The organism is Micromonospora sp. NPDC049799 (genome assembly GCF_040656655.1).
Lineage (GTDB): Bacteria > Actinomycetota > Actinomycetes > Mycobacteriales > Micromonosporaceae > Micromonospora.
This window is the reverse complement of sequence record NZ_JBFAMU010000198.1, coordinates 1-8,881: the sequence shown is the minus strand read 5'-3', so window position 1 is coordinate 8,881 and position 8,881 is coordinate 1. Positions and strand designations below refer to the sequence as shown.

Here is an 8,881-nt window from a genome sequence, read left to right as displayed (position 1 = left end):
GGTCTCCTCGACTGGGCCGGGCTGCTGGACGTGGTCACCGTCGAGCCCCCGAACGCCTTCGCCGGCTGGTCGCTCGCGGCGGCCTCCGTCTGGCTCCTGGCCGCCCTCGGCACGGACGCCGCGACGCTGCTGTCCGCCGACGGTCCCGCCACCGCCGCCGACCGGTTCGACGCCGTGCTGCTGCCGTTGCTGGTCGGTTTCGTCGCGCAGGTGCTCGTCGGGGCGCTGAGCCACCTGCTGCCGATGGTGCTCGGCGGCGGCCCCGAACCGGTGCGCCGCCGCACCGCCCTGCTGGAGCGGCACGGTCCGCAACGCGTCGCGACCGCCAACGCCGCCCTGGTGGTCTTCGTCCTGCCCACCCCGCCCTTCGTCCGCATCACCACCTCGCTGCTGATCCTCGTCGTGCTGGTGCAGGTCCTCGTACCGGCCGCCCGGGTCCTGCTCACCGCCCGGAGGTAACCCGTGTCCGCGCGCCCCGAGACCCCCGCTGCCCGCCCGCTCGGCGGTGCCGCCGCCGGTCTCGCCCTCGTCCTCGTCGCCGTCCTCGTCGGGGTGGCCGCGCAGCGCGTCTCCGAGGGCGCGCCGGTCCCGGCCGCCGCGTCCGTGGCACCCACCGGACACACCACCACGGTCACCGTGGTCGCCGACGGGATGCGCTTCCACCCCGACCGGATCGACGTGCCACCGGGTGACCGGTTGGTCATCGAGCTGACCAACCGTGACCACCGCCGGCACGACCTCGTCCTCGACTCCGGGGCGAAGACGCCGCCCATCGCGCGGGGCGGCACGCACCGGCTCGACGCGGGCGTGATCGGAGCCGAGACCCGGGGCTGGTGCTCACTGCCCGGCCACCGGCAGGCCGGCATGACCCTGCGGATCGTCCCGACGGGGTCGGCGTCGACGGGACCGGTGGTGGCAGGCTATCCGGCCGAGGCACACGCACCGGCGGCGCCGCACCTCGATGCGATGGCCGTCCCGGGCGTCGCCTTCGTCGCCCGGGACGCCGCCGCGCCGACCACCCCGTCCGGCCGGCTGCACCGGCGCGAGCTGCACGTCAGGGAGATCCAGCGCGAGGTCGCGCCCGGCGTACGGCAACGACTGTGGACCTTCGACGGCACCGTGCCCGGCCCCGTGCTGCGCGGCAGGATCGGCGACACCTTCGAGATCACCCTCGTCAACCACGGCACCGTGGACCACGGCATCGACTTCCACGCCGGCGCCGTCGCCCCGGACGAGGTGATGCGCCCGATCGACCCCGGGCAGCGGCTCACCTACCGTTTCACCGCCACCCGGGCCGGGATCTGGATGTACCACTGCTCGACCATGCCGATGCTGCACCACATCGGCAACGGCATGTACGGAGCGGTGATCATCGACCCGCCCGACCTGCCCCGGGTCGACCGCGAGTACGTCCTCGTACAGTCCGAGCTGTACCTCGGCCCGGACGGCGAGCCCGGCGACCTCGCCAAGATGCAGGCGGAGCGCCCCGACGCCGTCGTCTTCAACGGCTACGTCGCCCAGTACGCCCACCGTCCGCTGCCCGCCCGCGCCGGCGAACGGGTCCGCGTCTGGCTGCTCGACGCCGGCCCCAGCAGGGACAGTTCCTTCCACGTCGTCGGCACCCAGTTCGACACCGTCTACCGGGAGGGACGCTGGGAGAACCGACCGGCCGACCCGGGCGGGTCCCAGGTGCTCGGGCTCGGTCCGGCCGCCGGTGGCTTCGTGGAGATGGTCTTCCCCGAGCCCGGCCACTACCCCTTCGTCAGTCACGTCATGGTCGACGCCGAACGCGGCGCCCGTGGCCTCTTCGAGGTGAGGTGACGCTTCATGTCCACCGCCGTCACGACCGCGCGACCGGTCGACCCCCGCCGTCGGGTCCGTCGTTTCCTGCCGCCGCAGCACGGCGCCTGGGCGATGCTGCTGCTGCCGTACACCGTCGGGATCGTGCTGGTCGGCCCGCGCTGGCCGCACCTGCCGCTGCTGGGTGCCTGGCTGGCCGGCTACCTGCTGTCCTACTACGTCTTCCAGGCCGTCAAGACCCGCCGGCCGGGCCGGTTCGCCGACCAGATGCTGACCTACGGCCTCGTCACGGCGCCACTCGCGGCGGCTGTGCTGATCGCCCGGCCGGCCGTGCTCTGGTACGCACCGGTCTACGCCCTGCTGCTGGCCCTCAACGCCGGGTACGCCTGGCGACGGCGGGAGCGGGCCCTGCTCAACGACCTCGCCTCGGTGGCGCAGAGCTGCCTGCTGGTCTTCGTCGTGGCCACCATCTCCGGGGCGCCCCTCATCGACGTGGCCCCCGCCTTCGTGGCTCTGCTTCTCTACCTCGTCGGCACCGTCCTGTACGTCAAGACCATGATCCGGGAACGCGGGCACCCCGGCTACCTGCGGCTCTCCATCGGTTTCCACGCAGCGGCACTGGTCGCGGCGGCCTGGCTGGATCCGCTGCTCGTGCCGGCCTTCCTGGTGCTCCTGGCCCGCGCCGTGATCCTGCCGCGTAGGCGGTTGCGTGCGGCCCAGGTCGGGATGATCGAGATCGGCTGCTCCCTGGTCGTGCTGACCCTTCTGCTGGTCGCGTTCTGACTCGATGATGCCGCAGGTGAGCGCGCTGGCCGCCTGACCGGGCTGAGCGCGGTCATCGGGGCGGTGCCGGCGCCTCGTCAGGTCTGTCGGCTGCCCGGCGCGCGTCGGCGACCGCGATGCCCAGCAGGACGAGGGAGGCGGTGACAGCGGCGGCCAGCGGGGTGGTGAACATCAGTGGCAGCGCGAGCGCCAGCAGCAGGACGATGCCGACGATCCGGCGGGCGGAGAGACGGTCGAAGACGATGCGTTCCAGTCGGATCCGGCCCAGGAGGAAGAGGGCGGGGCCGCCGAGAATCGTCATCAGCCAGGCAGCCTGCTGGTCGGCGTCGGCCCGCTTCTGTACGACCTCGTGGCCGATGGCGACCAGGAGAATTCCGATGACCATGATCATGTGGGCGGCACCGGTCCGCCGTCCGATGTCCAGCCGGTCCCTGGCCATGGTGACGGCTTCGGCGAGGACCTGTCCGGAGCGGTAGAAGTAGATCCGCCAGAGCAGGACCGTGGTGATGAAGGCCACCACGAGTCCCACCGTGCCGGAAACGCTCGCCGGCAGGACGGTGTAGGTGGTTCCCACCGCCAGCACGCTCTCGCCCAACGCGATCAACAGGAGCTGCTGGTAACGCTCGGCCAGGTGGTGACCGCCGTGCATGGCCCACGGGCTGATCGACCGCCGAGTGAGGCGGGGAACGAACCATCCCACCCGGGCCCCCACGAGATCGAAGGTGATGGCCAGCATCCACAACAGGACCCTCGCCTCGTCCTGCACGATTCCTCCGACCACCCACGGCACGGCAGAGACAACGGACCACGCCGCCGACCGGCGGTAGAGGTCTTGGAGTGGGACATGCCCCCGCAGCATCACCGCGAGGATCAGCGGCCGGCCGAGCTGGAGGAGGACATAGGGCATGGCGAAGGCCAGACCTCGTCCGATGAACGCGTCCAGCAGCGACGTCGTCATGAGCAGGAGACCGAAGGCACTGGCCAGCACCATCAGCTGAATCCCCTGGTGGCGAGGGTCGAAGCGGCTGGTGATGTGCGCGGTCGTGGTCCACAGCCACAGCAGGGGCAACACCAGCACGAGGGCGTAGAGCAGGGACGCCCAGCGGATCACGGGCTCGTCGCTGAGCAGGTCCGGTGTCACTCGGTCGACGACACCCTTCAGCGCGAAGACCAGCACCAGGTCGAAGAACAGCTCCAGGAAGTTGGCCTGCCGCGACTGCTCCGGACCACGCAGCAGGTTCTCGGCTCCCGGGGCGTCGTTCCTACCCCCGGCGCTCCTCACCGGTCCGGGTCGACAGGAAGCGGTTGGTCCACGACGTCCTCCCTCAGGACAAGGTCGACGAGCCGACCGTGGAGTGGGGCGGTGCCAGCCGGCGACATACCCGTCGGGAATTCGGCTACACACCGGCGGTATGAGGGGCAAGCCAGTGGGTACGGGTTGCCTATGCCGAGCCGATCCGAAGCACCCGGGCCGGCGTGAGCCGCCGCGCAGGACGATGACCGAGCACACCCGCGGGGACAAGGGTGCGCGCCGGGCACGGCAGGAGGACGACGCCCGGCTGAACGGTCTCGCCCGTCGGCTGGACAAGCCGATGGGGGTCCTCGGCCTTCTGTTCCTGCTGCTGGTGCTGGGCCAAGCCGTCACCCACGACCAGCCAGTCGTCGGCGTGTTGACCGTCACCAGCTGGGTGCTGTGGGCGGTCTTCGTCGCCGAGTTCGCGCTGCGTGCCTGGCTGGCGCGCCATTGCGCCCGTGAGTTCTGGAAACGCAACTGGTGGCAGGTGATCTTTCTCGCCGTGCCTTTCCTGCGGTTCGCCCGCGCCGCCGCCACGCTGCGTGCCGCCCGAGGCACCGGCGTGGTCGCCGCCGCCGTCCGCGGCTCCCGATCGGCCGGCCGGCTGCTCACCGACCGGCTGGCCTGGCTCGCCGTGGTCACCGCGACGATCATCCTCGCCGCCGGGCAACTCCTGGTCGTCGTCGGCTCCTACCCGGCGTACGGGCAGGCCCTGCACGACGTCGCCCTGACCACCATCACCGGCGAGCCGCTCGCCGCCACCGACACCTTCGCGCAGGTCCTCGAACTGGTCCTCGCCGCGTACTCCGTGGTGGTCTTCGGCACCCTCGCCGGTGCACTCGGTGCGTTCTTCCTCAGCCAACAACGCGACGAGGAACAGGCCCGACGTTCGGCCGCCGAAGCGAAGCCGTGAGCTCGATGTCCCGGGCCCGGGGCCGTACCATGCTCGGCTCGGCCGAAGGCCCGACTACCAGAGCACGGACGGCATGGGCACCTCCGTGCCGTGGGCGAACCAGTCGTTCCACTTGCGGACGTCGGCCGAGAACGCCCCCGAGGTCGACGGCGCTACGAAGACATCGGCGGCACTGCCTCTGGTGAAGGCGACCACGTCGTCGCGGCCGTCACCGGTGAAGTCGCCCGCGCCGGGGACCGCCACGCCCCCGGCGAAGTCGCGGTGCCACACAGTCGGATCACCGAACAGCCGGGTGGCCCAGTAGCCGACCATCGAGAGGGCGACGCGGACGAACGGCGCGTCACCTCGGGAGAACTCCGCCACATCGTCGCAGCCGTCGCCGTTGAAATCGCCGACCGCCGGTACCGCGGTGGCCAGCGCGAAGCGGTAGCTCCAGAGTGTCGCACCCGCGAACCGGTCGCCCTGGGAGGAAGCGACCAGCACCCGGCCGGCCCCACCCCGCTCGAAGGCCGCCAGATCGTCACGCCCGTCGCAGTCGAAGTCGCCAACCAGCGGCACCGCGTCGCCGCCGAGGAACGAGTCGCTCCACCGGACCGTGGTGCCAACGAAGCCGGTCCCGTTCGACAACGCCACGTACACCGTGCGGTTGACCGAGGGGCTGCCGAGGACGCCCCGGGTCACGGTCGCGATGTCGTCACGGCCGTCGCCGTTGAAGTCACCGACCGCCGGAGTTTCGTTGGACGCGGCGAACCAGCTGTGCCACCGCTGCGACGGCCCGAACGACGATCCCGTCGACAGGGCCACGTAGACGTCGGCGCTGGTGCCGCGCGTGAAGGTGATCAGGTCGGCCCTGCCGTCGCCGTTGACGTCACCGACCATCGGGATCTCCTCACCAGCGCCGAAGTACTCGTGCCACTTCGACCCGGCGCCGAAACTCGACCCGGTGGAGAGCGCCACCCAGACGTCGGCGGGCGTGCCACGTACGAAGGTGACGATGTCGTCGCGGCCGTCGCCGTTCACATCCGCCCCAGTACGTCCGAAACCGTCGTTGCCCGGACCGTTGACGTCGGTGTAGAGCACCCGGTTGGGCGAGCCCCGATGGTCGGTGACCCGGTCCCGGCTCGCCTCGTTGATCAGGGTGGCGGCCACCAGTGCCGGCGAGGCGGCCGGGAAACGCTGGAGGTAACGGGCCATCGCCCCCGTGACGTGTGCGGTCGCGATGGAGGTTCCGCCGGTCAGTCCGGTGCTGGTGTCGCTGGCATTCGTCGTGGTCGGCACGCTTTCGCCCGGGGCGAAAAGGTCCACACACCCGCCCCAGTTGGAGCTTGCCGTGCGGTCCTTCAACGCGTGCACAGCGGCGACCGTGACGACCGCCGGCACCCTGCCCGGGGAAGAGCCGCATGCGTCCTCGTTGCTCTGGCCGGCGGCCGCCACCACCGTGATGCCACGCCTGATCAGCTCGGTCGCTGCGGCGTCGACCACCGTACTGGGCACCGACCGGAAGCTGAAGTTGGCCACGGCCGGGCGGATCGCGTTGACGGCGAGCCAGTCCACGGCCGCGAGGAGGGCCGCCGTGGTGCCGGCGCGGCAACCGATCCGCACCGAGTGCAGGCGGACCCCCTTGGCCATCCCGTGGACCCGACCGCCGATCACTCCCGCCATCGTCGTGCCGTGGCCGTTGCAGTCGGCCGACCCACCGGGGCCGGTGCCGGCATCGCCGAACGAGACGTCAGCGGAGGCCCGACCCTCGAAGTCGTGGTGGCTCTGCCGGATACCGGAGTCGACCACGTACACGTGCACACCCGAGCCGTCCGAGTCCCAGCGGTAGACGTCGTCCATCCCCCGGCGCTGGTCGCTCAGGTCCAGCCCCCACGGCGCATCCACCTGGTCGCCCAGGAACTCCAGCTCCACCTGCTGCTCGACGTACGCGATCTCGGGATCCTTGCTGAGCGCGTACGCGGTCTCCAGGGTCGTCGTGACCGCGAAGCCGCGCAGGACGTGCTGGTAGGTGAACTCCAGCTTGCCCGGATAGGTCGCCAGCAGCCGGTCGGCGGTCTGCTCGACGGTCTCCTCATCGGACTTCGGTTTCGCCAGGACCACGACGTAGCCGTCCTTGACGGCATCCTCGGTCGCCGGCCGGAACTTCTCCTCGACGGCGGCGGCCGACGGCCCGGGAGTGAGTAGGGCCAGGACCGTCAGTACGACGGTGGCCAGGGGAAGTCCGCGTCCTCGTCGTGGGGTCGACATCGAATCTCCGATCGGAGTGGTGGCTGACGGCCGGTGCACCGGCCCGGCGACGGGTCGGTGCATCGGCCGAGAGTGCTCTGTTCAGGCTCGGCCGGCACCTGCGCTGAAACGCAGCCGACGACGCCGGGCCAGCAGGAACAGCACCACCCCGGTGCCCACCAGCAGCGACCCGGCCAGGGAGAACAGGGTGGTCGAGGCACCGGTGACCGGCAATCCGCCACCGCCACCGGGCGGGGCGGCGGATGATCCATCGGGCGTCGGCGCCGTCCCGTCCGAGGTCGGCGTCGGCGTGCTGCCGTCGGAGGTCGGCGTCGGCGTACCGCAGGCCGGTTCCCCGACGGTGTGCCGGCCCAGTTCGCTGCCGCCCACCACGTCGCGGACCAGCACGGCGGTCCCCGGCGCGGCCGTCACGTCGACGCGGGCGTCACCGCCGGCGGCGAGTACCGCGGTCCCGGCGACGCTGCCTCCGGCGAGCACCTCCACCCGGAACACCCCGCCGGCCGTGCTCGTCAGGTCGACCCTGACCCCGTCACACGCGTCGGTGAATCGCACCTCGACCTCGTCCGGGGTGCACCGCTCCGGCCTGTCGTAGGTACCGGAGAACCAGTGCGCGAAGCCGCTGCCCAGCGGGGTGACCACGTAGAACCGGGCACCGTCGGCGAGCCGGAAGTGCAGGTCGCGGCTGCCGGTCGCGACGGGCGGGACGTCCCGGCCTCCGACGCCCTCGATCAGCACCTGGATCCCGGTGATCGGGGTGGTCCCCAGGTTGCCGAACGTGACGAGCAGCGAGGAACACTCACTGGCCGCGGTGACGGTGAGCTGTGGCGGATCCACGCAGTCGGCCGGTGACCGGTGCAGGTACTCGCGGGCGGGCAGCCCTTCGCGCCGGATCTCGAACACGGCACCGTCCCGCGCGCCGTACTTCTGGCCGCCCCGCTCCCGCATCTCGAACTCGTCGATCACCACACCGTCGCGCAGCACGGTGGTCGCCCACGTCTCGTCACCGCCGATGGTGCCGGTGTCCCAGTCGAAGGCGACCGCACCGCACAGGTTCTCGAACCGGATCTCCGGCGGGTCCGCGGCGGCCGGGCCGGTGGCACCGAGGACCAGACCCCCGATCAGGAGGAGTGCGCCGACGGCGGTGCCGAGCAGCCGACGGAGGAGAACGGGTGTGCGCATGCGGATGTGCCTTCCAGGAAGGGACGAGAGCCTGTTCGGACCGGACAAGCCCAGCACGGCCGCCGGCCGGGACGCATGAGTGCCGGGGTACTCAATTCGGGTTCGGGCCGCCGACGGAGAGGGCGCCCCGCAGCTCTGTCCGCCCGGCGACGCCCAGCTTGCGGTACGCCCGGTTCAGGTGGTTCTCCACCGTGCGCTCCGACAGGTGCAACCGCTGCGCGATCGACCTGGTCCGTTCGCCGTCCGCCGCGGCCAGCACGATCTGCTGTTCGCGGGCGGTCAGTCGACTCACCGCCGTGCAGGGGCGCAGCGCCGGGGAGTTGACCGGTTCGGCGATCCGGGCCAGATGGACGTCGACGACCAGCCGGGCCCGGGACACCCCGTCGGGCTCGTCGCCGGCCAGCCAGCGGGAGCCGGCAAGGCTCGCCGCCTCGGCGGCGTGCAGGGGCATGTCCAATCTGCCGAACCGGTCGGCGACGTCGAGCAGGGCGTCGGGTTCGCCGGCGACGGCTGCGGTGGCGTACTGGACGACGACCGCGCCGAGCGCCCACCCGGGGTCGGGTGGGTGGCGGTCGAGCAGCCGGGCTGCTGCCCCTGCACCGCCGAGCCGGACCAGGTCGAGTGCGCCGCCGAGTTTCTTTCGGCAGGATCACCGAACATCTCGA

At 71.6% G+C, this 8,881-nt stretch carries 8 protein-coding genes and 1 pseudogene; 5 read left to right on the top strand and 4 right to left on the bottom strand.

Features of this window, described 5'->3' with window-relative positions; translation table 11 throughout:
* The 3 genes and pseudogenes from AB0I76_RS16460 to AB0I76_RS16450 all read left to right on the top strand — a co-directional run.
* Positions 1-459, top strand: a pseudogene (locus AB0I76_RS16460) (hypothetical protein); the annotation flags it as partial.
* 3 nt (positions 460-462) lie between these two features.
* Positions 463-1,821 (top strand): multicopper oxidase domain-containing protein, encoded by a 1,359-nt coding sequence (locus AB0I76_RS16455; protein ID WP_357035540.1) that lies wholly within the window; start codon positions 463-465, stop codon positions 1,819-1,821.
* Between the two features lie 6 nt (positions 1,822-1,827).
* Complete coding sequence (locus AB0I76_RS16450) at positions 1,828-2,583, top strand: YwiC-like family protein (protein WP_357035536.1); 756 nt, start codon at positions 1,828-1,830, stop codon at positions 2,581-2,583.
* A 52-nt stretch (positions 2,584-2,635) separates the two neighbouring features.
* On the opposite strand, the gene AB0I76_RS16445 is transcribed toward AB0I76_RS16450, so the two are convergent.
* Positions 2,636-3,865: a low temperature requirement protein A gene (locus AB0I76_RS16445; RefSeq protein WP_357035533.1), complete on the bottom strand. Its 1,230-nt coding sequence runs from the start codon at positions 3,863-3,865 to the stop codon at positions 2,636-2,638.
* A gap of 214 nt (positions 3,866-4,079) precedes the next feature.
* Here AB0I76_RS16445 and AB0I76_RS16440 point away from each other — a divergent pair, with 214 nt between their 5' ends.
* Positions 4,080-4,790, top strand: a complete 711-nt coding sequence (locus AB0I76_RS16440) for a hypothetical protein (RefSeq protein WP_357035531.1) — start codon at positions 4,080-4,082, stop codon at positions 4,788-4,790.
* Positions 4,791-4,844: 54 nt separating this feature from the next.
* Here the strand turns inward: AB0I76_RS16440 and AB0I76_RS16435 are convergent, their stop codons facing one another.
* From AB0I76_RS16435 to AB0I76_RS16425, 3 genes are all read right to left on the bottom strand, one after another.
* On the bottom strand, positions 4,845-7,037 hold the full coding sequence (locus tag AB0I76_RS16435) for a S8 family serine peptidase (protein ID WP_357035528.1): 2,193 nt from the start codon (positions 7,035-7,037) through the stop codon (positions 4,845-4,847).
* An 81-nt stretch (positions 7,038-7,118) separates the two neighbouring features.
* A complete protein-coding gene (locus AB0I76_RS16430; protein ID WP_357035525.1) occupies positions 7,119-8,216 on the bottom strand; it encodes an LPXTG cell wall anchor domain-containing protein in 1,098 nt (365 codons plus the stop codon).
* A gap of 91 nt (positions 8,217-8,307) precedes the next feature.
* Entirely contained in the window at positions 8,308-8,667 is a 360-nt protein-coding gene (locus AB0I76_RS16425) for a LuxR C-terminal-related transcriptional regulator (RefSeq protein WP_357035522.1), read from the bottom strand.
* Here AB0I76_RS16425 and AB0I76_RS16420 point away from each other — a divergent pair.
* Positions 8,656-8,881, top strand: a 226-nt coding sequence (locus AB0I76_RS16420) for a hypothetical protein (protein WP_357035519.1), incomplete at its 3' end; no start/stop codon positions are given. The genes AB0I76_RS16425 and AB0I76_RS16420 overlap by 12 nt on opposite strands.

Bases quoted from the DNA above. Each gene is read 5' to 3' on its own strand.
- AB0I76_RS16450 (WP_357035536.1), top strand. From the start codon at position 1,828: ATGTCCACCGCCGTCACGACCGCGCGACCGGTCGACCCCCGCCGTCGG.
- AB0I76_RS16440 (WP_357035531.1), top strand. From the start codon at position 4,080: ATGACCGAGCACACCCGCGGGGACAAGGGTGCGCGCCGGGCACGGCAG.
- AB0I76_RS16435 (WP_357035528.1), bottom strand. From the start codon at position 7,037: ATGTCGACCCCACGACGAGGACGCGGACTTCCCCTGGCCACCGTCGTA.
- AB0I76_RS16430 (WP_357035525.1), bottom strand. From the start codon at position 8,216: ATGCGCACACCCGTTCTCCTCCGTCGGCTGCTCGGCACCGCCGTCGGC.
- AB0I76_RS16425 (WP_357035522.1), bottom strand. From the start codon at position 8,667: ATGCCCCTGCACGCCGCCGAGGCGGCGAGCCTTGCCGGCTCCCGCTGG.